The 25,575-nt window shown below is 60.8% G+C and carries 23 protein-coding genes; 18 read left to right on the top strand and 5 right to left on the bottom strand.

Going from position 1 to position 25,575, the window contains the following annotated elements:
- The first annotated feature begins 31 nt into the window (after positions 1–31).
- Positions 32–1,330: an amino-acid N-acetyltransferase gene (gene argA / locus NWV16_RS27240; RefSeq protein ID WP_007951778.1), complete on the top strand. Its 1,299-nt coding sequence runs from the start codon at positions 32–34 to the stop codon at positions 1,328–1,330.
- 81 nt (positions 1,331–1,411) lie between these two features.
- Here the strand turns inward: argA and tauA are convergent, their stop codons facing one another.
- Entirely contained in the window at positions 1,412–2,401 is a 990-nt protein-coding gene (tauA, locus tag NWV16_RS27235) for a taurine ABC transporter substrate-binding protein (protein WP_260523591.1), read from the bottom strand.
- A gap of 364 nt (positions 2,402–2,765) precedes the next feature.
- Here tauA and NWV16_RS27230 point away from each other — a divergent pair, with 364 nt between their 5' ends.
- The 8 genes from NWV16_RS27230 (at position 2,766) to NWV16_RS27195 (ending at position 9,969) form a co-directional block, all read left to right on the top strand.
- The gene (locus NWV16_RS27230) at positions 2,766–4,118 is read left to right on the top strand and encodes an OprD family porin (RefSeq protein ID WP_260521436.1); all 1,353 of its coding nucleotides are present in this window, start codon (positions 2,766–2,768) and stop codon (positions 4,116–4,118) included.
- A 294-nt stretch (positions 4,119–4,412) separates the two neighbouring features.
- The gene (locus tag NWV16_RS27225) at positions 4,413–5,051 is read left to right on the top strand and encodes a peroxiredoxin (protein ID WP_260521435.1); all 639 of its coding nucleotides are present in this window, start codon (positions 4,413–4,415) and stop codon (positions 5,049–5,051) included.
- Positions 5,052–5,292: 241 nt separating this feature from the next.
- Positions 5,293–5,886: an NADPH-dependent FMN reductase gene (gene ssuE / locus NWV16_RS27220; RefSeq protein ID WP_065259901.1), complete on the top strand. Its 594-nt coding sequence runs from the start codon at positions 5,293–5,295 to the stop codon at positions 5,884–5,886.
- A gap of 90 nt (positions 5,887–5,976) precedes the next feature.
- Positions 5,977–6,957, top strand: a complete 981-nt coding sequence (locus tag NWV16_RS27215; RefSeq protein ID WP_260521434.1) for a sulfonate ABC transporter substrate-binding protein — start codon at positions 5,977–5,979, stop codon at positions 6,955–6,957.
- 25 nt (positions 6,958–6,982) lie between these two features.
- Positions 6,983–8,131, top strand: a complete 1,149-nt coding sequence (ssuD, locus tag NWV16_RS27210; RefSeq protein ID WP_260521433.1) for an FMNH2-dependent alkanesulfonate monooxygenase — start codon at positions 6,983–6,985, stop codon at positions 8,129–8,131.
- Positions 8,132–8,140: 9 nt separating this feature from the next.
- Positions 8,141–8,923 carry an aliphatic sulfonate ABC transporter permease SsuC gene (ssuC, locus tag NWV16_RS27205; RefSeq protein WP_260521432.1) on the top strand — a complete coding sequence of 261 codons (783 nt, stop codon included), beginning with the start codon at positions 8,141–8,143 and terminating at the stop codon, positions 8,921–8,923.
- A complete protein-coding gene (gene ssuB / locus NWV16_RS27200; protein WP_260521431.1) occupies positions 8,920–9,726 on the top strand; it encodes an aliphatic sulfonates ABC transporter ATP-binding protein in 807 nt (268 codons plus the stop codon). The genes ssuC and ssuB overlap by 4 nt, the downstream gene beginning before the upstream one ends.
- A gap of 27 nt (positions 9,727–9,753) precedes the next feature.
- A complete protein-coding gene (locus tag NWV16_RS27195) occupies positions 9,754–9,969 on the top strand; it encodes a molybdopterin-binding protein (RefSeq protein ID WP_065259896.1) in 216 nt (71 codons plus the stop codon).
- Between the two features lie 69 nt (positions 9,970–10,038).
- Here the strand turns inward: NWV16_RS27195 and NWV16_RS27190 are convergent, their stop codons facing one another.
- Positions 10,039–10,671 (bottom strand): TetR/AcrR family transcriptional regulator, encoded by a 633-nt coding sequence (locus tag NWV16_RS27190; RefSeq protein WP_260521430.1) that lies wholly within the window; start codon positions 10,669–10,671, stop codon positions 10,039–10,041.
- A gap of 118 nt (positions 10,672–10,789) precedes the next feature.
- Positions 10,790–12,166 carry a glutamine synthetase family protein gene (locus tag NWV16_RS27185; RefSeq protein ID WP_065259894.1) on the bottom strand — a complete coding sequence of 459 codons (1,377 nt, stop codon included), beginning with the start codon at positions 12,164–12,166 and terminating at the stop codon, positions 10,790–10,792.
- Between the two features lie 732 nt (positions 12,167–12,898).
- On the opposite strand from NWV16_RS27185, the gene NWV16_RS27180 reads away from it, so the two are divergent.
- The 7 genes from NWV16_RS27180 to NWV16_RS27150 all read left to right on the top strand — a co-directional run bounded on the left by NWV16_RS27180 (position 12,899) and on the right by NWV16_RS27150 (position 21,259).
- Positions 12,899–14,257: a glutamine synthetase family protein gene (locus NWV16_RS27180; RefSeq protein ID WP_065259893.1), complete on the top strand. Its 1,359-nt coding sequence runs from the start codon at positions 12,899–12,901 to the stop codon at positions 14,255–14,257.
- Between the two features lie 56 nt (positions 14,258–14,313).
- A complete protein-coding gene (locus tag NWV16_RS27175; RefSeq protein ID WP_260521429.1) occupies positions 14,314–15,678 on the top strand; it encodes an aspartate aminotransferase family protein in 1,365 nt (454 codons plus the stop codon).
- Positions 15,679–15,849: 171 nt separating this feature from the next.
- Positions 15,850–16,959: a polyamine ABC transporter substrate-binding protein gene (locus tag NWV16_RS27170; protein WP_260521428.1), complete on the top strand. Its 1,110-nt coding sequence runs from the start codon at positions 15,850–15,852 to the stop codon at positions 16,957–16,959.
- A 187-nt stretch (positions 16,960–17,146) separates the two neighbouring features.
- Positions 17,147–18,244, top strand: coding sequence for a polyamine ABC transporter substrate-binding protein (locus NWV16_RS27165; protein WP_312846916.1), 1,098 nt, complete (start codon positions 17,147–17,149; stop codon positions 18,242–18,244).
- A gap of 68 nt (positions 18,245–18,312) precedes the next feature.
- A complete protein-coding gene (locus tag NWV16_RS27160) occupies positions 18,313–19,455 on the top strand; it encodes an ABC transporter ATP-binding protein (protein ID WP_260521427.1) in 1,143 nt (380 codons plus the stop codon).
- A 35-nt stretch (positions 19,456–19,490) separates the two neighbouring features.
- Positions 19,491–20,372: an ABC transporter permease subunit gene (locus tag NWV16_RS27155; protein WP_260523589.1), complete on the top strand. Its 882-nt coding sequence runs from the start codon at positions 19,491–19,493 to the stop codon at positions 20,370–20,372.
- The gene (locus tag NWV16_RS27150; RefSeq protein ID WP_260521426.1) at positions 20,369–21,259 is read left to right on the top strand and encodes an ABC transporter permease subunit; all 891 of its coding nucleotides are present in this window, start codon (positions 20,369–20,371) and stop codon (positions 21,257–21,259) included. Before NWV16_RS27155 ends, NWV16_RS27150 begins: the two co-directional genes overlap by 4 nt.
- A gap of 75 nt (positions 21,260–21,334) precedes the next feature.
- On the opposite strand, the gene NWV16_RS27145 is transcribed toward NWV16_RS27150, so the two are convergent.
- Positions 21,335–21,976, bottom strand: coding sequence for an HD domain-containing protein (locus tag NWV16_RS27145; RefSeq protein ID WP_260521425.1), 642 nt, complete (start codon positions 21,974–21,976; stop codon positions 21,335–21,337).
- On the opposite strand from NWV16_RS27145, the gene NWV16_RS27140 reads away from it, so the two are divergent.
- Both NWV16_RS27140 and NWV16_RS27135 read left to right on the top strand, forming a co-directional pair.
- Complete coding sequence (locus NWV16_RS27140; protein ID WP_260521424.1) at positions 21,975–22,169, top strand: hypothetical protein; 195 nt, start codon at positions 21,975–21,977, stop codon at positions 22,167–22,169. The two genes, NWV16_RS27145 and NWV16_RS27140, sit on opposite strands and share 2 nt — an antisense overlap.
- Positions 22,166–23,131, top strand: a complete 966-nt coding sequence (locus NWV16_RS27135) for a GlxA family transcriptional regulator (protein ID WP_260521423.1) — start codon at positions 22,166–22,168, stop codon at positions 23,129–23,131. Before NWV16_RS27140 ends, NWV16_RS27135 begins: the two co-directional genes overlap by 4 nt.
- 7 nt (positions 23,132–23,138) lie before the next feature.
- On the opposite strand, the gene NWV16_RS27130 is transcribed toward NWV16_RS27135, so the two are convergent.
- Positions 23,139–25,550, bottom strand: coding sequence for a penicillin acylase family protein (locus NWV16_RS27130; protein WP_260521422.1), 2,412 nt, complete (start codon positions 25,548–25,550; stop codon positions 23,139–23,141).
- Positions 25,551–25,575: the final 25 nt, after the last annotated feature.

Genomic DNA, 25,575 nt, shown 5'->3' with positions numbered 1-25,575 from the left:
TCCGGCTGCTATTTATTACAGGCCCAGGTTCATGCCCGAATACGTCAATTGGCTTCGTCACGCGTCTCCTTATATCAATGCCCACCGCGACTGCACCTTCGTCGTCATGCTGCCCGGCGACGGCGTGGAGCATCCGAATTTCGGCAACATCGTCCATGACATCGTGCTGCTGCACAGCCTCGGCGTGCGGCTGGTGCTGGTTCACGGTTCCCGTCCGCAGATCGAAACGCGCCTCGCCGCGCGCGGCCTGACCCCGCATTACCACCACGGCATGCGCATCACCGATGCTGCCACGCTGGAGTGCGTGATCGATGCGGTCGGCCAGTTGCGCATCGCCATCGAAGCGCGGCTGTCGATGGACATGGCCTCGTCGCCGATGCAGGGCTCGCGCCTGCGGGTGGCCAGCGGCAATCTCGTGACGGCAAGGCCGATCGGCGTGCTGGAAGGTGTCGACTATCACCACACCGGCGAAGTGCGCCGGGTCGATCGCAAGGGTATCAACCGCCTGCTCGACGAGCGTTCCATTGTGCTGCTGTCGCCGCTGGGGTACTCGCCGACCGGTGAGATCTTCAACCTGGCCTGCGAGGACGTCGCCACTCGCGCCGCCATCGATCTGGGAGCCGACAAACTGCTGCTGTTTGGCGCTGACCTCGGCCTGATCGACGAAAACGGCAAACTGGTGCGCGAACTGCGCCCGCAACAAGTGCCGGCGCATTTGCAGCGTCTGGGCAGCAACTATCAGGCAGAACTGCTGGATGCCGCCGCTGAAGCCTGTCGTGGCGGTGTGGCGCGCAGCCATATCGTCAGTTATGCCGAGGACGGCGCACTGCTGACCGAACTGTTCACCCGCGACGGTGGCGGTACGCTGGTGGCCCAGGAGCAATTCGAACTGGTGCGCGAAGCGGCGATTGAAGACGTCGGCGGTCTGCTCGACCTGATCAGTCCGCTGGAAGAGCAGGGGATTCTGGTACGCCGCTCCCGTGAAGTGCTGGAGCGCGAGATCGAGCAGTTCAGCGTGGTCGAGCGCGAAGGGATGATCATCGCGTGCGCAGCGCTCTATCAGATTGCCGACTCCGATGCCGGCGAGCTGGCGTGCCTGGCGGTGAATCCCGAGTATCGCCATGGCGGACGCGGCGATGAACTGCTGGAGCGCATCGAGACCCGTGCCCGGGCGCAGGGCCTGAAGACGCTGTTCGTCCTCACCACCCGCACCGCTCACTGGTTCCGCGAGCGCGGCTTCGAACCGAGCAGCGTCGAGCGCCTGCCGGCGGCCCGGGCTTCTCTGTACAACTATCAGCGCAATTCGAAGATTTTCGAAAAATCTCTGTAACGTGGTGCCCTCATCGCGAGCAGGCTCGCTCCCACAAGGTTCACTGAGCCTGTGTGGGAGCGAGCCTGCTCGCGATAGCGTTTATTCGGTTACAAACTTCGCACTGACATACGGCGAGTAATCGGGCAATACGCTTTCGACCTTGCCTTGTTCCTTCAAAAATTTCGCCGTCTCGCCAATCGCCTTCGCGGTACCACCGTCCAGGAGCGCTGCGGTCCGTTGTGTCCTGGCATCGGGGAACGCCGAACCCGCGAGCAATTCCGGGACGTCGGCGGCATTGGCACCGGTCAGTTTGGCGATTTTCTGCACAGGCTCCGAGTCGGCCGTCCAGCTGTCTTTATGAGCGGCATAGTCGGCGAACGAGTCCAGGGTCACCTTGGCAAATCTGGCCACTACCTCCGGATGCTTCTCGGCAAAGTCCTTGCGCGCGACCCAGACTTCGAAGGTTGGAGCACCCCACTGGCCGACCTGCGCGGCATCGGTCAGGGTCTTGCCGGTCTTGCGGATTTCACCCAGCGCCGGCGACCAGACGAAGGCGCCATCGATGTCGCCACGTTTCCAGGCCGCCGCTATTTCTGCAGGTTGCAGGTTCACCACTTTGACTTTCGAGGCATCCAGGCCCCAGTGCTTGAGTGCGCCGAGCAGGCTGTAGTGGGAAGTGGACACGAAGGGTGTGGCGATGGCCTTGCCCACCAGATCTTCCGGTTTGTCGATGCCACTGCCATTGCGCACCACCAGCGCTTCGGCGGCATTGATCTGCGCCGAAACGATAAATGCGACGATCGGCAGATTGCGTGAAGCGGCGGCGGCCAGCGGGCTGGAGCCGAGGTTGCCGATCTGGACGTCACCGGAGGCGATGGCTGTCACTACTTCCGGACCGCTGTTGAAGCGGCGCCAGTCGATTTTTTCGCCTATGGTCTTTTCGTAAACGCCGTCGGCCTGGGGGACTTTGCTTGGATCGATGCCGGTCTGGTAGCCAACAGTGAGACTGGAAGCATGGACAGAAAAAGAAATCAGCGCTGACACACAAACTGTAACAAATTGACTAGATAGTGCGCGTTTGGCCATGATGGCGTCGCCTTTTCGATAGGGTTTGACGAATCGGGGTTTCGCCAAAGCTAATCGATCTAAAAAAAGGCTCACAAATACCATTTAGGAATGAGCTTAGTCGCCGATACGCTGTATCCCGGTACGGATGGCCGCTGTTGGCTATATTCCTGAAGGGTATTAAAAAGTATAAATAAATTCTTTTTGGATTTATCTGGAAGTCTCTACCCTGCAAGGACCGAATAACTGCGATTAGACCTTGGTCGTAGACACACAAGGTTGCGATTGACTTGTCAGTCACGGTCTGGCGCTAATCGCGCATCTTAGGATCCAGGGGCGACAGACCCCGGACCAGGAACACAAGAATTAGAAACGAGAGGAGCGATACATGAACAAGTCCACCCTGGCTCTGGCCGTGGCGGTAGGGGTTATTGCGCAGCAGGCAGGCGCAGCCGGTTTCATCGAAGACAGCAAGGCCACCCTGGGCCTGCGTAACTTCTACATCAACACTGACAACCGTGACAGCGCTGCCAGAACGGCTTCCGGTGTACAGAGCAAGAACGAAGAGTGGGGCCAGGGCTTCGACCTGCGTTTCACCTCCGGTTACACCCAGGGCACTGTAGGTTTCGGCCTGGATGCCATCGGTCTGCTGGGGATTCGTCTTGATTCGGGCGGCGGTACCAACGGTGCAACCTCGACTTCCTACGGCGGCACCGTGTTTCCGAGCAAGTCCAACGGTGAAGCTGTCGACAACTTCTCGAGCCTGGGCCTGACCGCCAAGGCCAAGATCTCCCAGACCGAACTGAAGCTGGGTACCCTGCAGCCGAAGAACCCGGTCATCGTGACCAACGACGGTCGTCTGTTGCCACAGACCTGGCAGGGTGGCCAGATCACTTCCGGCGAAATCAAGGACCTGTCTCTGGTTGCCGGTCAGATCGAAGCCGTGAAAGGTCGTAACTCCAGCAACAACGAGAACCTGTCCATTGGCGGTGCCAACGCTCGTGTCGCCAACAGCAACAAGTTCTACTACGCCGGCGGTGACTACAAGATCACCAAGGACCTGACTGCCCAGTACTACTACGGCAACCTGGAAGACTTCTACAAGCAACATTTCCTGGGTCTGGTTCACAACTGGGCAATCGGCCCGGGCGTGCTGAAGTCTGACCTCCGTTACTTCCACAGCTCCGACGACGGCGCCAACGGCAACAACTCTGCCTACTTCAGCAACGGTAACTATGTCGGCAACGTCAGCGGCAAGGGTCCTGTCGACAACAATCTGTACAGCGGCCTTTTCCTGTACACCGTTGAAGGTCACACCTTCGGTGGCGGCTACCAGGTTTCCAATGGCAGCTCCGACTTCCCATGGCTGAACCAGGGCGACGGCTCGTCGAACTACACCATTACCGACATGCAGATCCAGAAGTTCGGTCGTGCCGGCGAGAAAACCTGGCAAGCCCGCTACTCCTACGACTTCGCCAAAGTCGGCCTGCCAGGCCTGACCGCCGGTATGGTCTACCTGCGTGGTAGCGACATCGACACTGTGGGCTCCAACCGTCGTGAGAACGGCAACGGTGCTTCCGAGTGGGAACGCGACCTGACCATCGGTTACGTGATTCCGGAAGGTCCGGCCAAGAACCTGGGCTTCATGTGGAAGAACGCTACCTGGCGCAACGACATCCCGGGTCAGCGCGACCAGGATGAAAACCGCCTGATCGTCAGCTACTCGATCCCGCTGCTGTAATAGCGCGCTCGATCAGTTGATGTAGAAAAGCCCCGTCCGGCATTGCGCCGGACGGGGCTTTTGCGTTTCGGGTCCGGCCCACCCCCGTAGACCTTTCCCGACATTTCCCTCTTTACAGCAACTCAAGGCCTTCTCGAACCTTGGGGCCGATGTTCGGTGCGTTGCCGGCGAGCGTCCAGTGAACAGAAGTTTAATATTCTTAAATGATCTAGATATCTAGTTATTTATTCTTTTTATGAATGGCAAATCCCGAGCTACAGTTGAGGTCTCCAACCACTCATCAGGAGCAGCACCATGAGCCTCAGACTCGGCGATATCGCCCCCGATTTCGAACAGGATTCCAGCGCCGGCAAGATTCGTTTTCACGAGTGGCTCGGCAGCAGCTGGGGCGTGCTGTTTTCCCATCCGGCGGACTTCACTCCGGTGTGCACCACCGAGCTGGGTTTCACCGCCAAGCTCAAGGATGAGTTCAGCAAACGCGGCGTTAAAGCCATCGCGCTGTCGGTCGACCCGGTGGATTCGCACCACAAGTGGATCGAGGACATCAACGAAACCCAGAACACGATCGTCAACTTCCCGATCCTGGCCGATGCCGACCGCAAGGTGTCCGATCTCTACGATCTGATCCATCCGAATGCCAGCGACACTCTGACCGTGCGCTCGCTGTTCGTGATCGATCCGAACAAGAAGATCCGCCTGACCATCACCTACCCGGCGAGCACCGGGCGCAACTTCCACGAAATCCTGCGGGTGATCGACTCGCTGCAGCTCACCGACAACTACAAGGTGGCCACACCGGCCAACTGGCAGGACGGTGAAGAAGTGGTGATCGTGCCGTCGCTCAAGGACGAAGAGGAAATCAAGCAGCGCTTTCCGAAGGGCTACCGCGCGGTCAAGCCGTACCTGCGCCTGACGCCACAGCCGAACAAATAACCTTCCTCGGATCGTTCCCAAGTTCTGCGTGGGGGCGATCAGCAAAAACCACGATGCAGGGTTTCAGGCCGTTTTCACGGCCTGTTTTTTTGCCCGGAGAAAAGTGAAACGTATATCTCCATAAAGAATAACCAAATGAATAAATATGATTTATAGATATATTAATCAGCTGTTAAGGTCACTGACATTGAAGCGAGATCGCAACCCGCGAATCGCCGGTAACGCGCAAGGAATTGTCTGAATGCTGGTCGTCTCACTCGGTGGCAGTCCCAGTCAACGCTCCCGTTCCGGGGTGTTGCTGGAGCGCTCGCAACGCTGGTTACAGCAGCAAGGGGTGGAAGTGGTGAGTTATCAGGTACGGGATTTCCCGGCCGAGGACCTGCTCCATGCCCGCTTCAACAGCCCGAAGGTGCTCGACCTGCTGCAACAGATTGAAAACGCCGACGGCTTGCTGATCGCCACGCCGGTCTACAAGGCGTCGTTCTCGGGCGCGCTGAAGACCCTGCTGGATCTGCTGCCGGAACGTGCCTTGAGTCACAAGATCGTTTTGCCGATGGCCACCGGCGGCAGCATCGCCCACATGCTGGTGGTCGATTACGCCCTCAAGCCTGTGCTGTCGGCGTTGAAGGCGCAGGAAATGCTGCAAGGGATTTTTGCCGAGGACAGCCAGATCGCCTATGGCGAAGGCAGTGCGGCGGCGCAGTTGGCGCCAGCTCTGGAGCAGCGGCTGCACGAGGCACTGGACCAGTTTGTCAGTGCCATGGCCCGCCGGCCGAAGCCGCTGGAACCGGGGTTGTTGAACGAACGTTTGTTGAGTGCTCGCTGGAGCATTTGAGCCACATCGAAACTTGAAGTACTGGCCTTACTCGCCCGCCAACGGGCAAGCAGGTGCAGCCAAAACCCAACAGCAAAAAAGGAGAGCGCTATGCGCACTGTATTTTTGCGTCGTGGTCTGGTCGCTCTGTTTGCTGCGGCTGTGTCCTTCGGCGCCATCACTCAAGCACAGGCCGAGACGCTGCGGATCGGTTATCAGAAATACGGCACGCTGGTGCTGCTCAAGGCCAAGGGCACACTGGAAAAACGCCTCGCCGCCCAAGGCGTCGACGTGCAGTGGACTGAATTCCCCGGTGGCCCGCAACTGCTGGAAGGCCTGAACGTCGGTTCCATCGACTTCGGCGTCACCGGCGAAACCCCGCCGGTCTTCGCTCAGGCGGCGGGCGCCGACCTGCTCTACGTGGCCTACGAGCCGCCCGCGCCCAACAGTGAGGCGATCCTCGTGCCGAAAGATTCGCCGATCAAGTCGGTGGCGGATCTCAAGGGCAAGAAAGTCGCCTTGAACAAAGGCTCCAACGTCCACTACCTGCTGGTGCGTGCGCTGGAAGACGCCGGCCTCAAGTACACCGACATTCAGACCGTATTCCTGCCACCGGCCGATGCCCGCGCCGCGTTCGAGCGCGGCAGCGTCGACGCCTGGGTCATCTGGGACCCGTACCAGGCCGCCGCCGAGCAACAACTGCAAGCACACACCCTGCGTGACGGCAAAGGCATCGTCGACAACCACCAGTTCTACCTGGCGACCAAACCCTACGCACAGAAACATCCCGAGGTGATCAAGACCCTCGTGGAAGAAGTGCGCGCCGTCGGTGAGTGGTCGAAAGCCAATCCGCAAGACGTCACCCAACAGGTCGCGCCACTGCTCGGCTTGCCGGCGGACATCACCCTGACTTCGGTGAAACGCCAGGGCTATGGAGCGTTGTTCCTCACCCCTGAAGTGGTCGCTGCACAACAGAAAATCGCCGACACCTTCTACCAGCTCAAGCTGATTCCCAAGCCGTTGAGCATCAAGGATGTGATCTGGACCCCACCGGCCGCTGTGGCCCAAAACGCTGTTACCCAAGCCCGGTAAATCGAATCCCCTAGGAGACCACTCCATGAGCCTCAACATCTTCTGGTTCCTGCCTACCCACGGCGACGGCCATTACCTTGGCACCGCCGAAGGCGCCCGCGCCGTTGACCACGGCTATCTGCAACAGGTCGCGCAAGCGGCGGATCGACTGGGCTTTGGCGGCGTGCTGATTCCCACCGGCCGCTCCTGCGAGGACTCGTGGCTGGTGGCGGCATCGCTGATCCCGGTCACTCAACGTCTGAAGTTCCTTGTCGCCTTGCGCCCAGGGATCATTTCCCCGACGGTGGCGGCGCGTCAGGCGGCAACACTGGATCGTCTGTCCGGCGGTCGTGCGCTGTTCAACCTGGTGACCGGCGGCGATCCGGAAGAGCTGGCCGGCGACGGTCTGTTCCTCGATCACGAGGAGCGTTATCAGGCTTCGGTGGAATTCACCCGGATCTGGCGCCGCGTACTGGAAGGCGAAACCGTGGATTACGACGGTAAGCACATCAGCGTGAAGGGCGCCAAATTGCTCTATCCGCCACTTCAGCAGCCGCGTCCGCCGCTGTACTTCGGCGGCTCTTCGGAAGCCGCACAGGATCTGGCAGCGGAACAAGTGGAAATGGTGCTGACCTGGGGCGAGCCGCCAGCGGCTGTGGCCGAGAAGATCGAACAGGTTCGCGCCAAGGCCGCCAGGCTGGGTCGCACCGTGCGCTTCGGCATCCGCCTGCATGTGATCGTACGAGAAACCAACGCCGAAGCCTGGCAGGCGGCGGATCGTCTGATTTCGCATCTGGACGATGACACCATCAAGCGTGCCCAGGCTTCGCTGGCGCGCTTCGACTCGGTCGGTCAACAGCGCATGGCCGCGCTGCACGGAGGCAGTCGCGACAACCTCGAAGTCAGCCCCAACCTGTGGGCCGGCGTCGGTCTGGTGCGCGGCGGTGCCGGGACGGCACTGGTGGGCGACGGCCCGACCGTGGCGGCACGGGTTAAGGAGTACGCGGCGCTCGGTATCGATACCTTCATCTTCTCCGGTTATCCACACCTTGAGGAATCATATCGGGTGGCCGAGCTGCTGTTCCCGCACCTCGACGTCGAACGCCCGGAACTGCCGAAAAGCGCCGGTTATGTCAGTCCGTTCGGCGAGATGGTGGCCAACGACATTCTTCCCAAAGCCGCGTCCCAGAGCTGAGGCGCCGCCATGAAGAAATTTATCCACAGCCTCGCGCCCTGGGTGTTGCCGGTGTTGCTGCTGGCGGTGTGGCAGTTGTCGGTGTCGGCGGGCTGGCTGTCGACGCGGATTCTGCCCGCACCGGTGGCCGTGATCGAAGCCGGCGTGAGCCTGGTGCGCAGCGGCGAAATCTGGACGCACCTGGCGATCAGCGGCTGGCGCGCAGCGTTGGGCTTCACCATCGGTGGCAGCATCGGCCTGGTGCTGGGATTCATCACCGGTCTGTCGAAGTGGGGCGAGCGCCTGCTCGACAGCTCGGTGCAGATGATCCGTAACGTGCCGCACCTGGCGCTGATTCCGCTGGTGATTCTGTGGTTCGGCATTGATGAGTCGGCGAAGATTTTCCTCGTGGCGCTGGGCACGTTGTTCCCGATCTACCTCAACACTTATCACGGCATCCGCAACGTCGATCCGGCGCTGGTGGAGATGGCGCGCAGTTATGGCCTGTCCGGTTTCAGCCTGTTCTGGCAGGTGATTCTGCCGGGGGCATTGCCTTCGATTCTGGTCGGCGTGCGCTTTGCGCTGGGCTTCATGTGGCTGACGCTGATCGTGGCGGAAACCATCTCTGCCAGTTCCGGCATCGGTTACCTGGCGATGAACGCCCGGGAGTTTTTGCAGACCGATGTGGTGGTGCTGGCGATTCTGCTCTACGCGGTGCTCGGCAAACTGGCCGATCTTGCGGCCCGTGGACTTGAACGCGTGTGGTTGCGCTGGCATCCGGCCTATCAAGCGGCGAAAGGAGGTGCGGCATGACCGCTCAACAACCTCCACGCTTGCTGCGCGGAATTCCGCTGGCGGTGCGCAACCTGCAAAAGACCTTCGGCGCGCGGCAGGTGCTGCGCGCTATCGACCTGCACATTCCGGCGGGGCAGTTCGTTGCTGTGGTCGGGCGCAGCGGATGCGGCAAGAGCACCTTGCTGCGTTTGCTCGCCGGCCTCGACCAGCCCACCGGCGGCGATCTGCTGGCAGGTGCCGCGCCGCTCGGCGATGCCCGGGAAGATACCCGGCTGATGTTCCAGGAGGCGCGGCTGCTGCCGTGGAAAAAGATCATCGATAACGTCGGGCTCGGCCTGAAAGGCAATTGGCGCCCGCAGGCATTGGAAGCGCTGGAGGCGGTGGGCCTGGCCGATCGTGCCAATGAGTGGCCGGCGGCGTTGTCCGGCGGGCAGAAGCAGCGTGTGGCGCTGGCCCGGGCCCTGATTCATCAGCCGCGCCTGCTGTTGCTCGACGAGCCGCTGGGTGCGCTGGACGCCCTGACCCGCATCGAGATGCAGCAACTGATCGAGCGTCTCTGGCAGCAGCACGGTTTCACCGTATTGCTGGTGACCCACGACGTCAGCGAGGCGGTGGCGATTGCCGACCGGGTGATTCTGATCGAGGACGGTGAAGTCGGTCTCGATCTGCAGGTCGAACTGCCGCGCCCTCGGGTGCGTGGCTCCCATCGGCTGGCCGCGCTGGAAACCGAAGTGCTCAACCGTGTGTTGTCCCTGCCCGGCGAGCCGCCGGCGCCGGAACCTGTTTCACCCTTGCCTGCGCAACTGCGCTGGGCTCAATAACTCAAGCAAACGACAGGAATCAATGCCATGACTATCAAAGCCATCAACGTACGCAACCAGTTCAAGGGCTCGATCAAGGAGATCGTTCTCGGCGACGTGCTGTCGGAAATCGACGTGCAGACCGCCTCCGGCATCGTCACGTCGGTCATCACCACCCGTTCGGTCAAGGAGCTGGAACTGGAGGTCGGCAGCGAAGTGATCGCCTTCGTGAAATCCACCGAGGTGTCCATCGCCAAGTTGTAAGCCTGTGAGTAAAAAACAACCCCGGAGGGTGTGAGCCCTTCGGGGTTTTTGTGTCTGTCGCGTGCGGCGCTAGAGTATTCGCTTGGGCAGATAGGGCGGCAGATACAGCCCGATGTAGGCATCGAACACGCGCATTCCTTCCTCGGCCATGCGCGGGGTGATCTGTCCATGCTGCTGCACCGAGCGGGCGTAGACGCGGTCGCCCAACTCCATCGCCAGGGCGAACACATCGACGTCATCCGGCAGCTTCGGCAATTCGAAGTGATGATCGAACAGTTTGTGCATCAAGTCGCCGAGTTCGAGGTCATGCTGGCGGTCGGCCTGGGTGACTTCGGTCAGGCCGTGCTGCGCGAGGATGAGTTGGCGGGCGGCGGCGTCTTCGTCGTAGATCTCCAGCATCCGTTGTTCGACCAGCCGTGACAGGTCGCGCCAGTCGCGCAGGGCGTCGTGATCGATCGGTGCCTGCAGGCAAGCGCGAAAAGCCGCGTGTACATCCGCCGTCAGACCTTCAAGCAACGCCGGGACGCTGGCGAAGAAATGGTAGACCGAGGAGGGCGGGATCTGCGCGCGCTCGGCAACGCTGTAGATCGACAGGCTCGCCACGCCCTCGGCGGCCAGCAGCGTACGCGCGGCGTCGAGTATCGAGTCGATCCGCGCCTGACTGCGGGCACGGGGTTTACGGACGGGGGCGGGACGCGTCATGAATGTCTCCTGCGGGGCAGCGGGCATTGTACGCAGAGCTTGAATCTCTGCCACAGAGGCCAATAAAAAAACGCCGCGGGCTGAGCAGCCAACGGCGTTTTCATTTGCTGCAATCCGCTTAAACGGTGTGCAGGTACCAGTTGTACTCAAGGTCGGAGATGGAGTGTTCGAACTCCTCCAGCTCGCTTTCCTTGCAGGCGACGAAGATGTCGATGTATTTCGGATCAATGTACTTCGCCATGACTTCGCTGTCGTCCAGCTCGCGCAGGGCATCGCGCAGGTTGTTCGGCAGGCTCTGCTCGTTTTGCTCGTAGCTGTTGCCTTCGGTCGGGGCCGGTGGCTCGATCTTGTTGGTCAGGCCGTGATGCACGCCCGCCAGCACCGAAGCCATCAGCAGGTACGGGTTGGCGTCGGCGCCGGCAACGCGGTGTTCCAGGCGGACCGCGTCGGCGGAGCCGGTCGGTACGCGCAGGGCCACGGTGCGGTTGTCCAGACCCCAGCTCGGCGAATTCGGCACGTAGAACTGCGCGCCGAAACGACGGTAGGAGTTGACGTTCGGGCAGAGGAAAGCCATCTGCGCGGGCAGGGTCTCGAGCACACCGCCGATCGCGTGACGCAGTGCGGCGTTCTGCTCGGGATCCTCACTGGCAAAAATGTTTTTGCCGGCTTTGTCGAGAACCGAAATATGCACATGCAGACCATTGCCTGCCTGGCCGGGGTACGGCTTGGCCATGAAAGTGGTGTCCATTTCATGGTCATAGGCGATGTTCTTGATCAGACGCTTGAGCAATACCGCGTAGTCGCAGGCCTTGATCGGGTCGGCGACGTGGTGCAGGTTCACTTCGAACTGCGCCGGGGCGCTTTCCTTGACGATGGCGTCGGCGGGGATGCCTTGCTCTTTCGCGCCTTCCAGAATGTCCTGGAGGCAGTCGACGTATTCGTCGAGGTCGTCGATCAGGTAGACCTGGGTCGAATGCGGGCGTTTGCCGGAGATCGGCGAGCGTGGCGGCTGAGGGCGGCCGTTCACGTTTTCCTGATCGATCAGATAGAACTCGAGTTCGAAGGCTGCGCAGATGGTCAAGCCAAGCTCGTCAAACTTTGCAACAACTTGACGGAGCACTTCACGCGGGTCGGCGAAGAAAGGGTCGCCTTCGAGTTCGTGCATGGTCATCAGCAGCTGCGCGGTCGGACGCTTCTGCCAGGGTTCGTTGCTCAGGGTGCCGGGGATTGGATAGCAGATACGGTCGGCGTCGCCGATGTCCAGGCCCAGGCCGGTGCTTTCCACCGTCGAACCGTTGATATCCAGGGCAAACAGGGAGGCCGGCAGGTTGATGCCTTTCTCGTAAACCTTGTGGAGGCTGGTGCGTTCGATGCGCTTGCCGCGCACCACACCATTCATATCCGCAATCAGAAGGTCAACGTACAGAACCTCAGGATGTTCCTTAAGGAACGCGTTCGCTTCGTTAAGCTGAACGGCACGCGGGGGTACCGACATGATGCAACACCTTTGTTGTTAAAAATATCAATCATTGATCTTTTCTGGTTTCAGTCAACCCGAACGGCATGCCGAAGTCAAGCGAGGCCTTTTCTGCCCTGAAAAAGCGCGGCAAGGGCATTTATGGGGCACTTTGGGGCATTTTTTTATCCGCGAAAGACGTGCCACCCGCAGGCTTGAGCAGGCCGTGTTGTATTTTTTACGGGGGTGTTGTGTAAAAAAATGAACAAGGCTAAGCTCGGGTCAAACCCATAACAGCAATAATACCGGGGTGCTTCATGTATCGCCTGCCGTTAATCGGCGTCACCGACTGCTCCGTGCGGTACGGTCTGCATGCTTACCACATCAGTGGCGACACGTCCGTCCGCAGCGCAGCCGACAACCAGGCTCGCATTCTGCCGGTGATCTCTTTGTCCGTGGCGGATCAGGCGCCGGCGTCCGATATTCTGGACGCGGGGATGGGCATCCCTTTCAGTGTTTCTCCTTTCAATATAGATCCCTTTCCTGCTCCCGGCCGGTACCGAGTCCTTCGCCGTGCCCGTGATTCTGCACACTCTGGATGTGCACAGGAAATGCAACGCCAGCGTAAAGGGCAGGTAAGCTCCTCCTTCATTGTCCATGCGCGGTGCCGGGCGTAAGCCGGCACTGCGCGCAAACAAGCCCCCTTTAACGCGACGCCCCGTGCGTCAAACCTGCCTGACACCTGTCAGGAGACACAGCCCAGAGGCATTTATGAGCAACAACCTCGACCAGCTCACCGATTGGTTGAAAGACCACAAGATCACAGAAGTCGAATGCATGATCAGCGACTTGACCGGCATCACCCGGGGCAAGATCTCGCCGACCAACAAGTTCATCGCCGAAAAGGGCATGCGCCTGCCAGAGAGCGTTCTGCTGCAGACGGTGACCGGCGACTACGTCGAAGACGACATCTATTACGAACTGCTCGACCCGGCCGATATCGACATGGTCTGCCGTCCCGATCAAAGCGCCGTGTATCTGGTGCCATGGGCCATCGAGCCGACCGCCCAGGTGATCCACGACACTTACGACAAGCAAGGCAACCCGATCGAGCTGTCGCCGCGCAACGTGCTCAAGAAAGTCCTGAAGCTCTATGCCGACAAAGGCTGGCAGCCGATCGTGGCGCCGGAAATGGAGTTCTACCTGACCAAGCGCAGCGACGACCCCGACTATCCGTTGCAGCCGCCGGTCGGCCGTTCCGGGCGTCCGGAAATCGGTCGTCAGTCGTTCTCCATCGAAGCGGCGAACGAGTTCGATCCGCTGTTCGAAGACGTCTACGACTGGTGCGAACTGCAGGAACTGGACCTCGACACGCTGATCCACGAGGACGGCACCGCGCAGATGGAAATCAACTTCCGTCACGGCGATGCCCTGTCCCTGGCCGACCAGATCCTGGTGTTCAAGCGCACCATGCGCGAAGCCGCGCTCAAACACGATGTGGCCGCGACCTTCATGGCCAAACCGATGACCGGCGAGCCGGGCAGTGCGATGCACCTGCATCAGAGCATCATCGACATCGAGACCGGCAAAAACATCTTCTCCAATGACGACGGCACCATGAGCCAGCTGTTCCTGCACCACATCGGTGGCCTGCAGAAACTGATTCCGGAGCTGTTGCCGCTGTTCGCCCCGAACGTCAACTCGTTCCGCCGCTTCCTGCCGGATACCTCGGCACCGGTGAACGTGGAGTGGGGCGAGGAAAACCGCACCGTGGGCCTGCGCGTTCCGGATGCCGGCCCGCAGAACCGTCGGGTGGAAAACCGCCTGCCGGGCGCCGATGCCAACCCCTATCTGGCGATTGCCGCGAGTCTGCTCTGCGGTTACATCGGCATGATCGAGGGGATCAACCCGAGCGCGCCGGTGGTGGGCCGTGGTTACGAGCGCCGCAACCTGCGCCTGCCGCTGACCATCGAGGACGCCCTGGAGCGCATGGAGAAGAGCGCCACCATCGAGAAATACCTGGGCAAGAACTTCATCACCGGCTACGTCGCGGTCAAGCGGGCCGAGCATGAAAACTTCAAGCGCGTCATCAGTTCGTGGGAGCGCGAATACCTGCTGTTCGCCGTCTGATACGCCCGGCGCGGCGCACGCACGCCGCGCCTTCACCGATAACAAGGAGAATTGGCATGACCAGCAACAACCCGCAAACCCGTGAGTGGCAAACCCTCAGCAGCGATCACCACCTGGCCCCGTTCAGCGACTTCAAACAGCTGAAAGAGAAGGGCCCACGGATCATTACCAATGCCAAGGGCGTGTACCTCTGGGACAGCGAAGGCAACAAGATCCTCGATGGCATGGCCGGCCTGTGGTGCGTGGCCATCGGCTACGGTCGCGATGAACTGGCCGATGCCGCCGCGAAACAGATGCGTGAACTGCCTTACTACAACCTGTTCTTCCAGACCGCGCACCCACCGGCGCTGGAACTGGCCAAGGCGATCGCCGACGTCGCGCCGGAAGGCATGAACCATGTGTTCTTCACCGGTTCGGGCTCTGAAGGCAACGACACCATGCTGCGCATGGTTCGCCACTACTGGGCGATCAAGGGCCAGCCGAACAAAAAAGTCATCATCAGCCGCAAGAACGGCTACCACGGCTCCACCGTGGCCGGCGCCAGCCTGGGCGGCATGACGTATATGCACGAACAGGGCGACTTGCCGATCCCGGGTATCGTCCACATTGCCCAGCCGTACTGGTTCGCCGAAGGCGGCGACATGACCCCGGAAGAGTTCGGGATCTGGGCGGCCAATCAGCTGGAAGAGAAGATTCTGGAAGTCGGCGTCGACAACGTCGGTGCTTTCATTGCCGAGCCGATCCAGGGCGCGGGCGGTGTGATCATTCCGCCAGACACCTACTGGCCGCGCATCAAGGAAATCCTCGCCAGGTACGACATCCTGTTCGTGGCGGACGAAGTGATCTGCGGTTTCGGCCGTACCGGCGAATGGTTCGGCAGCGATTTCTACGACCTCAAGCCGCACATGATGACCATCGCCAAAGGCCTGACGTCCGGTTACATCCCGATGGGTGGCCTGATCGTGCGTGACGAGGTGGTGAAGGTGCTCAACGAGGGCGGCGATTTCAACCACGGCTTCACCTATTCCGGGCACCCGGTGGCGGCGGCGGTGGGTCTGGAAAACATCCGGATTCTGCGCGAAGAAAAAATCATCGAGCGCGCCCATGAAGAAACGGCACCGTATTTGCAGAAGCGTCTGCGCGAACTGAACGATCACCCGTTGGTGGGGGAAGTGCGCGGGGTCGGTCTGCTGGGGGCCATTGAGCTGGTGCAGGACAAAGCCACTCGCAAGCGCTATGAAGGCAAGGGTGTGGGCATGATCTGCCGCCAGTTCTGTTTCGATAACGGCCTGATCATGCGCGCCGTGGGCGACACCATGATCATTGCGCCGCCGCTGGTGATCAGCAAGGCGGAGATCGATGAGCTGGTGACCAAGGCCCGCAAGTGCCTGGACCTGACCCTCAGTGCATTGCAGGGCTAAGTGCTAGGCTCTGAGCGATGGAACTGTCGTGCTGTCGCTCGGAGCCTTTGCAAAGGCTGGTCTTTTCTTGAAAGACCGCCTCGTATCTTGCCAGACTAGCCGCGGTTCCAGTTGTCGGGGTTCGGCCGCTGAACAAAGTGGTTCAAAAAAGAAAAATTTGGAGCATGACGCATGAAGGCATTAGGTAAAAAGTTTGCTGGCAAGACACTTCTGGCCCTGTCCGTCGCGGGCATGATGGCGGGCGCGGTGCACGCGGACGACAAAGTGCTGCACGTCTACAACTGGTCCGACTATATCGCTCCGGACACCATCGCGAACTTCGAGAAAGAGACGGGGATCAAGGTGGTCTATGACGTATTCGATTCCAACGAAACGCTGGAAGCCAAACTGCTGGCGGGCAAGTCCGGCTACGACGTCGTCGTGCCTTCGAACAACTTCCTGGCCAAGCAGATCAAGGCCGGCGTGTACCAGGAACTGGATCGCTCCAAGCTGCCCAACTGGAAGAACCTGAACCAGGACCTGCTCAAGGCCGTGTCGGTCAGCGACCCGGACAACAAACACGCCTTCCCGTACATGTGGGGTTCGATCGGCATCGGCTACAACCCGGAGAAGGTCAAGGCTGCGCTGGGCGTCGACAAGATCGATTCCTGGGACGTGCTGCTGAAGCCGGAAAACATCGCCAAGCTCAAGGGCTGCGGCGTGAGCTTCCTCGATTCACCGACCGAAATGCTCCCGGTCGCGCTGCACTACCTGGGCCTGCCAACCGACTCCCAGAAGAAAGAAGACATCAAGAAAGCCGAGGACCTGTTCCTCAAGATTCGTCCTTCGATCACCTACTTCCACTCCTCCAAGTACATCTCGGACCTGGCCAACGGCAACATCTGCGTAGCGGTCGGCTATTCGGGTGACGTGCAGCAGGCCAAATCCCGTGCCGCCGAGGCCGGTGACAAGGTGAAAGTCAGCTACGCCATTCCGAAGGAAGGCGCCGGCAGCTTCTTCGACATGGTCGCCATTCCGAAGGATGCCGAAAACGTTGAAGGCGCCTACAAGTTCATGAACTTCCTGCAGAAGCCTGAAGTCATGGCCGGCATCACCAACGCCGTACGTTTCCCGAACGGTAACGCCGCTGCAACACCTCTGGTAGAGAAAGAAATCACCAGCGATCCGGGCATCTACCCGCCAGCCGACGTGCAGGCCAAGCTGTATGCCATCGCCGATCTGCCGGCGGCGACCCAGCGTGAATTGACTCGCAGCTGGACCAAGATCAAATCCGGCAAATAAGCCGGTTTGAGGCCGTCACCGCTGGCCGTCGCCTTCATCCGGGCGGCCAGTGGTGCAATTAAATGACAGAAAGTTTTGCTGCAACGGTTTTTCGAAGGTAAGTTGCGCGCCGGTTTTGTTGCCGGGCAACCGTGACTGTCATGCAGTGCGGGGCAACTTGGGCCCAACTGAATTAGAGGACCTCCACTTGCCTATTTTTTCTTCCTTGCGCAATGCCCTGCTGGCCGCTGCCGGCCTGACGTTCGCTGTCGGTGCCCAGGCTGCCGGTACTGTGCATATTTATAACTGGTCGGATTACATCGGCGAGAACACTCTGACCGACTTCCAGAAAGAAACCGGGATCAAACCGGTCTACGACGTGTTCGATTCCAATGAGACCCTGGAAGGCAAACTGCTCGCCGGGCGTACCGGTTACGACGTGGTCGTGCCGTCGAACCACTTCCTCGGCAAACAGATCAAGGCCGGCGCGTTCCAGAAGCTCGACAAGGCGCAACTGACGAACTACGCCAATCTGGATCCGGTGCTGCTCAAACGCCTGGAACAGAACGACCCGGGCAACCAGTACGCCGTGCCGTACCTGTGGGGCACCAACGGCATCGGTTACAACGTCGACAAGGTCAAGGCCGTGCTCGGCGTCGACAGGATCGACTCCTGGAGCGTGCTGTTCGAGCCGGAGAACATCAAGAAGCTGCACAGCTGTGGCGTCGCGTTCCTCGATTCGGCCGATGAAATGATGCCGACCGTGCTCAACTACATGGGCCTGAATGCCAACAGCACCAATCCCAAGGATTACGAGAAAGCCACGGCCAAGTTGCTGGCGGTGCGCCCATACGTCACCTACTTCCATTCCTCGAAATACATCGGCGACCTGGCCAATGGCGATATCTGCGTGGCCATCGGTTTCTCCGGCGACATCTTCCAGGCCAAGCATCGCGCCGAAGAAGCCAAGAAGGGCGTAAACATCGCCTACTCGATTCCGAAGGAGGGTGGTGCGCTCTGGTTCGACATGCTGGCGATCCCGAAGGATTCGTCGAACGTCAAGGAAGCCCACGCCTTCATCAACTATTTGCTGAAACCTGAGGTCATCGCCCAGGTCAGTGATTACGTCGGTTACGCCAACCCCAACCCGGGTTCTGACAAGCTGATGGAACAGTCCATCCGCACCGACGAAGCGGTTTATCCACCGCAGGCCGTGCTCGACAAGACTTATGTGTCCATCGAGTTGCCACCGAACATTCAGCGTTTGATGACCCGCAGTTGGACCAAGGTCAAGTCGGGTAAATAACGCGCAAACCATCCTGGGTTCGTCTTGCGTGGGCGAACTGCACTGTTTTTTTTCTGGGAGTTTCGTAAATGGCAGTTGCCTCCGGCGCCTATAAGAAAGCCCTCGAGGGCGACCAGACACCCAAGCAGGTGCTGGTTAAAATCGACCGGGTCACGAAGAAGTTCGACGAGACGGTTGCCGTGGACGATGTGTCCCTGGAAATCAAGAAGGGCGAAATCTTCGCCCTGCTCGGCGGTTCGGGATCGGGCAAATCCACTCTGCTGCGGATGCTGGCAGGGTTCGAACGGCCCACGGAGGGGCGCATTTTCCTCGACGGCGTCGACATCACCGATATGCCGCCGTACGAGCGACCGATCAACATGATGTTCCAGTCCTACGCGCTGTTCCCGCACATGACCGTGGCGCAGAACATCGCGTTCGGTCTCAAGCAGGACAAGATCCCGGCCCCCGAGATCGATGCCCGCGTGGCCGAGATGCTCAAACTGGTGCAGATGAGCCAGTACGCCAAGCGCAAGCCGCACCAGTTGTCCGGCGGCCAGCGTCAGCGTGTGGCGCTGGCGCGCTCCCTGGCCAAGCGGCCGAAGCTGTTGCTGCTCGACGAGCCGATGGGCGCGCTGGACAAGAAACTGCGTTCGCAGATGCAGCTGGAACTGGTGGAAATCATCGAGCGCGTCGGCGTGACGTGCGTGATGGTGACCCACGATCAGGAAGAGGCCATGACCATGGCCGAGCGCATCGCGATCATGCATCTGGGCTGGATCGCCCAGATCGGCAGTCCTATCGACATCTACGAAACCCCGACCAGCCGTCTGGTCTGTGAATTCATCGGCAATGTGAACATTTTCGAAGGCGAAGTGATCGACGACGCCGAAGGCCACGCGACCATCACCTGCAAGGACCTCGACCGGCAGATCTACGTCGGCCACGGCATCAGCACCTCGGTGCAGGACAAGTCCGTGACCTACGCAATCCGTCCGGAGAAACTGCTGGTCACCGCCGAAATGCCGACCTGTGAATACAACTGGTCCAGCGGCAAGGTGCACGATATCGCCTACCTCGGCGGGCACTCGGTGTTCTACGTCGAATTGCCGAGCGGCAAGCTGGTGCAGTCGTTCGTGGCCAACGCCGAACGCCGTGGCGCACGTCCGACCTGGGGCGATCAGGTGTACGTGTACTGGGAAGATGACAGCGGCGTGGTACTTCGCTCATGAACATGCGCAAATTCAAACGCCGGCTCAATCGAATAATTCCCGGTGGCCGTCAACTGGTCATCGGGGTTCCGTTCATCTGGCTGTTCCTGTTCTTCATGCTGCCGTTCTTCATCGTCCTGAAGATCAGCTTCGCCGAAGCGGACGTGGCCATCCCGCCGTACACCGAGATCTACACCTACGCCGAGCAGAAACTGCAGTTGCTGCTGAATCTGGGCAACTACGCGATGCTCGGCGACGACGAGTTGTACCTCTCGGCGTACCTGGGTTCGTTGAAGATGGCGTTCTTCAGTACGCTGCTGTGTCTGTTGATCGGCTATCCGATGGCCTACGGCATCGCCACGGCCCGCAAGGAAACGCAGACCGTGCTGGTGCTGCTGATCATGATGCCGACCTGGACCGCGATCCTGATCCGGGTCTACGCGTGGATGGGCATCCTCAGCAACAACGGTCTGCTCAACGGTTTCCTGATGAGCATGGGCCTGATCGACGAACCGCTGCAGATCCTCAACACCAACCTGGCGGTGTACATCGGTGTCGTCTATTCGTACCTGCCGTTCATGATCCTGCCGCTGTACGCCAACCTGGTGAAGCATGATCCAAGCTTGCTGGAGGCAGCGTCCGACCTGGGTTCAAGCACCTTCAACAGCTTCTGGAAAATCACCGTGCCGCTGTCCAAGAACGGCATCATCGCCGGCTGCATGCTGGTGTTCATCCCGGTGGTGGGCGAGTTCGTGATCCCGGAACTGCTGGGCGGTCCGGAAACCCTGATGATCGGTAAAGTGCTCTGGCAAGAGTTCTTCAACAACCGTGACTGGCCGGTGGCGTCCGCTCTGGCGGTGGTGATGCTGGCGATCCTGATCGTGCCGATCATCCTGTTCAACCGCAGTCAGGCCAAGGAAATGGAGGGTAAAGAATGAAGCGCTTCCGTTTCTCCAGCCTGATGCTGGTGCTCGGCCTGTTGTTCATCTACCTGCCGATGCTGATCCTGGTGATCTACTCGTTCAACGCCTCGAAACTGGTGACGGTGTGGGGCGGCTGGTCGGTGAAGTGGTATGTCGGCCTGCTCGACAACACGCAACTGATGGGCTCGGTGGTGCGTTCGCTGGAAATCGCCTGCTACACCGCCGTCGCGGCAGTGGCGCTGGGTACGCTGGCGGCGTTCGTGCTGACCCGCATCACCCGCTTCAAGGGCCGTACGCTGTTCGGTGGCCTGGTGACGGCGCCGCTGGTCATGCCCGAGGTCATTACCGGTCTGTCGCTGTTGCTGCTGTTCGTGGCCATGGCGCAGATGATCGGCTGGCCGCAGGAGCGCGGTATCGTCACCATCTGGATCGCTCACACCACGTTCTGTGCGGCGTATGTGGCGGTGGTGGTGTCGGCGCGTCTGCGTGAGCTGGACCTGTCGATCGAAGAGGCCGCCATGGATCTGGGTGCGCGGCCGTGGAAGGTGTTCATCCTGATCACCATCCCGATGATCGCGCCGTCGCTGGCGGCGGGCGGCATGATGTCGTTCGCCCTGTCACTGGATGACCTGGTATTGGCGAGCTTCGTCTCCGGCCCTGGCTCGACGACCCTGCCGATGGAAGTGTTCTCGGCGGTGCGTCTGGGTGTGAAACCGGAGATCAACGCTGTGGCCAGCCTGATTCTGTTGGCAGTGTCGCTGGTGACCTTCCTGGTCTGGTTCTTCAGCCGCCGTGCCGAAGAGGCGCGCCGCAAGGCGATCCAGCAGGCGATCGAAGAAAGTGCCGCCGATTCGTGGAAGCAACCGGACGTGCGCCGGGCGCCGACGCCGGAAGTGGCTTGAGCAAAACCGGGTTGGCCCTTCCTCAAGGCCAACCCAATTCAAAATGTGGGAGCGGGCTTGCTCCCACATTTGGTTTTACGCAGTCCAGGGAGAACGGCGGATGACTTCAACGAAATTCATCGGCTTGAACCCCGGCATCTGATCTTTCAGCACATCGGTCTTCACATTGCCGAATGTGGTCTGCGGGCGATGACGCAAGCCGTCGGCAAACGCGCAGATGATGCACTCCTTGAAACCCTCGCCCCGTGGATGCGCATGCACCACCGCTTCACGCTGCACCGTGGTGAAAGCGGCGTAATCCATGCCCAACACGTCCATTTCGACGCCTGCGGTCACCAGCGCCACGGTCGGTCGCAAATGCTTCGGCACGCCTGGCGTGGTGTGCAGGGCGATCGACAGCCAGACCTGTTCGATGTCGTCATCGCTCAGACCGTAAGGCTTGAGAAATGCGGCCGCCGCGTTGGCGCCATCGACTTCGAAACGCTCGTCATCACTGCGGTGACCTTCGACCAGACCCAGGTCGTGGAACATCGCGCCGACGTACAGCAGCTCAGGGTCGTAGGCCATTTGCTTGCGTTCACCGCTCAAGGCGCCGAACAGAAAAACCCGCCGCGAGTGGTGGTAAAGCAGGTCGGACTCGATGTCGCGGATGTATTCGGTGGTGGCTCGGGCCAGGGCGCTGTCAGGGATCTTGATGCCGGCAATGGTCGTGGTCATGTTGAACTTCCTCATCGAAAACGCCGTTGCGGCGCTGGTGAAGAAAGTCTGTTCCCGGGGACAGAACCGGACAATCGATCCATGGCTGCGATCCTTGCCATTCCACCTGCAAATCGTGCCAGCTCGCTTCTGCGACGAGGATTGGCTAGGGTTGGCGCTGATCCGCCATTCCAGGGAGCCGACATCGCCATGAACAGAACCGTTGCCATCGTGGTGTTCCCCGGCGTGCAGGCGCTGGACGTCAGCGGTCCCATGGATGTGTTCGCCGAGGCCAATCGCTTCCTCGCGCCGGAGGATCACTACCGGCTGGAAGTGATCGGCGTCGAACGCGGGCCGATGGCGTGTTCGAACGGGCTGACCCTGAGTGCCCATCGGCACTTCAGCGATGTGCGGGAAGTTTATGACTTGCTGCTGGTGGCCGGTGGGCCGCAGCTGCCGTTCCTGGATTTCGGCGAGGCGTTTGATGCATGGTTGCGCGAGGCTTGTGGGCGAGCACGGCGGTTCGGCTCGATCTGCAACGGTGCGTTCATGCTCGCCCGTGCCGGGTTGCTGGAGGGACACACGGTCACCACTCACTGGAACGATGCCGGAGCGCTGGCGAAGTTGTGCCCGTCGAGCCGGGTCGAGGCCGATCGGTTGTACGTCGAGGATGGTCAGCTCTACACCTCGGCGGGGGTGACGGCGGGGATCGATCTGTCGCTGTACCTGCTGGCGCGTGATTACGGGGCCGATGTAGCGCTGAGCGTGGCCAAGCGGCTGGTGGTGTTCACCCAGCGCTCGGGCGGGCAGTCGCAGTTCAGTCCGTTTCTCACGCCGCATGCCGAACCGACGTCGGCGGTGGCGATGGTGCAGTTGTACGTGCTGGCCAATCTCACCGGTGACCTGACCATCGCCGATCTGGCGAATGCCGCGAACATGAGTGCGAGGAATTTCTCCCGGGTGTTTGCCCGAGAGGCGAAAGTGACCCCGGCGGAGTTCGTCGAGCGGGCGCGGGTGGATGCGGCGCGGGTCATGCTCGAAAGCACCACGGCGCCGCTGAAGACGGTGGCGTATCAGTGCGGGTTTCGCGACGCGCAACACATGCGCAGCGTGTTCAACCGGCGGCTGGGGGTGACGCCGCAGCAATTCCGGTCGAATTTTGCGGCGATGGTTTGAACCGCGCTTACTGCGCTGCCCGCGCCGGCAACAGTTTCAGCGTACTGCGCGTATTCGCCGTCACCTCTTCATCACTGAAATGCGCCTGCACATACAGCCCGTCCACATACGCCTCCGCCTGATCGTCATAGTGGCTGTCGAACGGCACGCCGCTCTGGCCGACCGGGTTGATGGTCAGGCTGTGAGCCGGATCCGCGAAGTCCACCAGCCGCCGGGTCGAAGGGCCGTAGGTCACCGGCCACGGCGCCGGGCCGATCTTCGCCGACAGGTTGTTCGGTACTTCATGGGAGCCGGGTGCGGCGAACGGGCCGACGTTGAAGATGCGGTCCAGCGGTTTCTGCTGCCCCAGCGGATGACCGTGGGTCAGCGTGTGGGCCTTGCCCCATTGCCAGCCGGAGGGATCGTCGCCGAGGGTCTGTTTCAGGTGCGCCATGCTCGCCTGCCACGCGGTGCGCACGGTGTCGGCGCGGCTCTCCTTGCCCGGGGTGTTGCGGTTGTCCCACCACGGTGAATCGGCATTCGCCGCAAGGCGCGGTAACGCCGCATCGATCACGCGGGTCGACAAAAGGGTCTCGAACATGTCGTTGCCCAGCTCATCACGCATTGCCGCGTCGGCCAGGTCATAGAGGAACTGGTTGAACACCGTCGCGCTGACCGAGTCCAGCGGGTAGTCGCCTTGCCACTGCGCCAGTTGCCCGACCAGTTTCAGTTGCGCCGGGTCGCTCACCACTTCGCGCAATACCGGCAGCAGCGGCGCCAGCACGCGCGGGCCATAACCGGTGGTGGTGCCCAGTTGCAGCTTCTGATTGGCCTCGTTGTCCCACTTCACGTTCTTGTCGGCGAGCTGGCGGTTGAGTTGCTGGCCACGGTCGGCGAGGTTGTAGTAACCGGGAATCTCCAGGCCGGTCGGCGACACGGGCTGGAAATTGGCCGAGACGATATAGCCCCGGGCCGGGTTCTCTTCCTGCGGGTTGGCGCTGAACGGGAAGTAACCGTCCTTGTCGGCCTGATTGCCGCTGCCGTCGAGGATGAACGCGGGTTTGACCCCGGCCGGACGCTTGGGCAACAGCGCCGAAGCCCACCAGGCGATATCGCCCCTGGCGTTGGCGTAGACGATGTTCAATCCCGGCGCCTGCACCTTGGCCGCTGCGGCGCGGGCCTTGGCCAGAGTGTCGGCGCGGTTGAGCTGGTAGAAACCATCGAGGATCGGATTCGGCGTTTCGAGGAACGCCCACCACATGGCAATCGGGGTTTTCCCGGCGGCCGTGCCAAGCGCATCGTTGACGATCGGCCCGTGGGGCGATTGGCGCAGGGTGATGGTCACCGGGGCCTGGCCCTTTACGGCGATCTGCTGTTCGGTGCTGACCATGTCCGTCCACTGGCCGTGATACCAGACCTGGTTCGGGTTGTCCGGGTTGACCTTTTCGGCGATCAGGTCGAGGTCATCGTTCTGGAACATGGTCAGGCTCCAGCCGAAATCCAGGTTGTGTCCCAGAAACGCAAACGGCACCAGCGCCTGATGATGGCCGTAGAGTTCAAAGCCCGGCGCCGACAGCTGCGCTTCGTACCACGCCGACGGCACCGAGAAACGGATGTGCGGGTCGCCGGCCAGCAAGGCCTTGCCGCTCTTGCTGCGATTGCCGGCAATCACCCAGGCGTTGCTGCCTTCGAACTGTGGCAGACCGTTGTCGATCAGTGCCTGTTCGCTGAGGCGGGCGAGGGTGTTCAAGTCTTTCCAGTCATCGGCAGCGAGGGCCGGTGCGGTGCCGGCGCGGCCCTTGGCGAGCACGCCCTTGGGCTGCCAGTCGAGGTCGAAGACGTTGAGATAATCGGGGCCGAGCTGATCGCGCACATACGTCAGCAACGGTTCGGTGCGAAACGCAGCGGCGAAGCTGTAAGCCATGTAGCCGGCGACGCTGATGGTGTCTTCGGCGGTGAAGGGCCGCTTGGGGATGCCCAGCACGTCGAACTCGACCGGGGCGGCGTGCGAGTCCTGATACTGGTTGATGCCGTCCAGATAGGCTTGCAGGGCCTTCCACGCCGGTGACTGCTTGTCCAGGCCGGCCACATAACTGGCGGCGCGCTCGCGGATGCGCAGGCTGCGAAACAGTTTGTCGGTGTCGAGCAGTTTCGGCCCGAGCACTTCGGCCAGTTCGCCCCGGGCCAGACGGCGCATGGCTTCCATCTGGAACAGACGATCCTGGGCGTGCACGTAGCCGAGGGCGCGATAAAGGTCGGTTTCGTTTTCGGCACGGATGTGCGGCACCCCGCGCTCGTCGTAACGCACGGTCACCGAGCCTTGCAGGTTACGCAACTCCACCTGGCCCTGACGCGTCGGTTGCTTGCTGTAGAGGTATCCGCCAACTCCGATGGCAGGAATGACGATCAGCAGCGCAAGTACGGTCAGGCCTTTTTTCATGAAAAATCTGCTCCCTGTCGTTCTA

The organism is Pseudomonas sp. BW7P1 (genome assembly GCF_024981055.1).
GTDB classification, from domain to species: Bacteria; Pseudomonadota; Gammaproteobacteria; order Pseudomonadales; family Pseudomonadaceae; genus Aquipseudomonas; species Aquipseudomonas bananamidigenes.
Note: the sequence above shows the minus strand (reverse complement) of the source record. Positions and strands in the feature narration are given on the sequence as shown.

What these genes read in the sequence shown, in the direction of transcription:
- NWV16_RS27190 (WP_260521430.1), bottom strand. Translation starts at nt 10,671, where the DNA reads ATGACGCGTCCCGCCCCCGTCCGTAAACCCCGTGCCCGCAGTCAGGCG.
- NWV16_RS27195 (WP_065259896.1), top strand. Translation starts at nt 9,754, where the DNA reads ATGACTATCAAAGCCATCAACGTACGCAACCAGTTCAAGGGCTCGATC.
- NWV16_RS27130 (WP_260521422.1), bottom strand. Translation starts at nt 25,550, where the DNA reads ATGAAAAAAGGCCTGACCGTACTTGCGCTGCTGATCGTCATTCCTGCC.
- NWV16_RS27140 (WP_260521424.1), top strand. Translation starts at nt 21,975, where the DNA reads ATGTTGAACTTCCTCATCGAAAACGCCGTTGCGGCGCTGGTGAAGAAA.
- argA (WP_007951778.1), top strand. Translation starts at nt 32, where the DNA reads ATGCCCGAATACGTCAATTGGCTTCGTCACGCGTCTCCTTATATCAAT.
- ssuD (WP_260521433.1), top strand. Translation starts at nt 6,983, where the DNA reads ATGAGCCTCAACATCTTCTGGTTCCTGCCTACCCACGGCGACGGCCAT.
- NWV16_RS27145 (WP_260521425.1), bottom strand. Translation starts at nt 21,976, where the DNA reads ATGACCACGACCATTGCCGGCATCAAGATCCCTGACAGCGCCCTGGCC.
- NWV16_RS27135 (WP_260521423.1), top strand. Translation starts at nt 22,166, where the DNA reads ATGAACAGAACCGTTGCCATCGTGGTGTTCCCCGGCGTGCAGGCGCTG.
- NWV16_RS27150 (WP_260521426.1), top strand. Translation starts at nt 20,369, where the DNA reads ATGAAGCGCTTCCGTTTCTCCAGCCTGATGCTGGTGCTCGGCCTGTTG.
- NWV16_RS27180 (WP_065259893.1), top strand. Translation starts at nt 12,899, where the DNA reads ATGAGCAACAACCTCGACCAGCTCACCGATTGGTTGAAAGACCACAAG.
- NWV16_RS27170 (WP_260521428.1), top strand. Translation starts at nt 15,850, where the DNA reads ATGAAGGCATTAGGTAAAAAGTTTGCTGGCAAGACACTTCTGGCCCTG.
- NWV16_RS27175 (WP_260521429.1), top strand. Translation starts at nt 14,314, where the DNA reads ATGACCAGCAACAACCCGCAAACCCGTGAGTGGCAAACCCTCAGCAGC.
- NWV16_RS27230 (WP_260521436.1), top strand. Translation starts at nt 2,766, where the DNA reads ATGAACAAGTCCACCCTGGCTCTGGCCGTGGCGGTAGGGGTTATTGCG.
- NWV16_RS27215 (WP_260521434.1), top strand. Translation starts at nt 5,977, where the DNA reads ATGCGCACTGTATTTTTGCGTCGTGGTCTGGTCGCTCTGTTTGCTGCG.
- ssuC (WP_260521432.1), top strand. Translation starts at nt 8,141, where the DNA reads ATGAAGAAATTTATCCACAGCCTCGCGCCCTGGGTGTTGCCGGTGTTG.
- NWV16_RS27225 (WP_260521435.1), top strand. Translation starts at nt 4,413, where the DNA reads ATGAGCCTCAGACTCGGCGATATCGCCCCCGATTTCGAACAGGATTCC.
- NWV16_RS27160 (WP_260521427.1), top strand. Translation starts at nt 18,313, where the DNA reads ATGGCAGTTGCCTCCGGCGCCTATAAGAAAGCCCTCGAGGGCGACCAG.
- NWV16_RS27185 (WP_065259894.1), bottom strand. Translation starts at nt 12,166, where the DNA reads ATGTCGGTACCCCCGCGTGCCGTTCAGCTTAACGAAGCGAACGCGTTC.
- ssuB (WP_260521431.1), top strand. Translation starts at nt 8,920, where the DNA reads ATGACCGCTCAACAACCTCCACGCTTGCTGCGCGGAATTCCGCTGGCG.
- ssuE (WP_065259901.1), top strand. Translation starts at nt 5,293, where the DNA reads ATGCTGGTCGTCTCACTCGGTGGCAGTCCCAGTCAACGCTCCCGTTCC.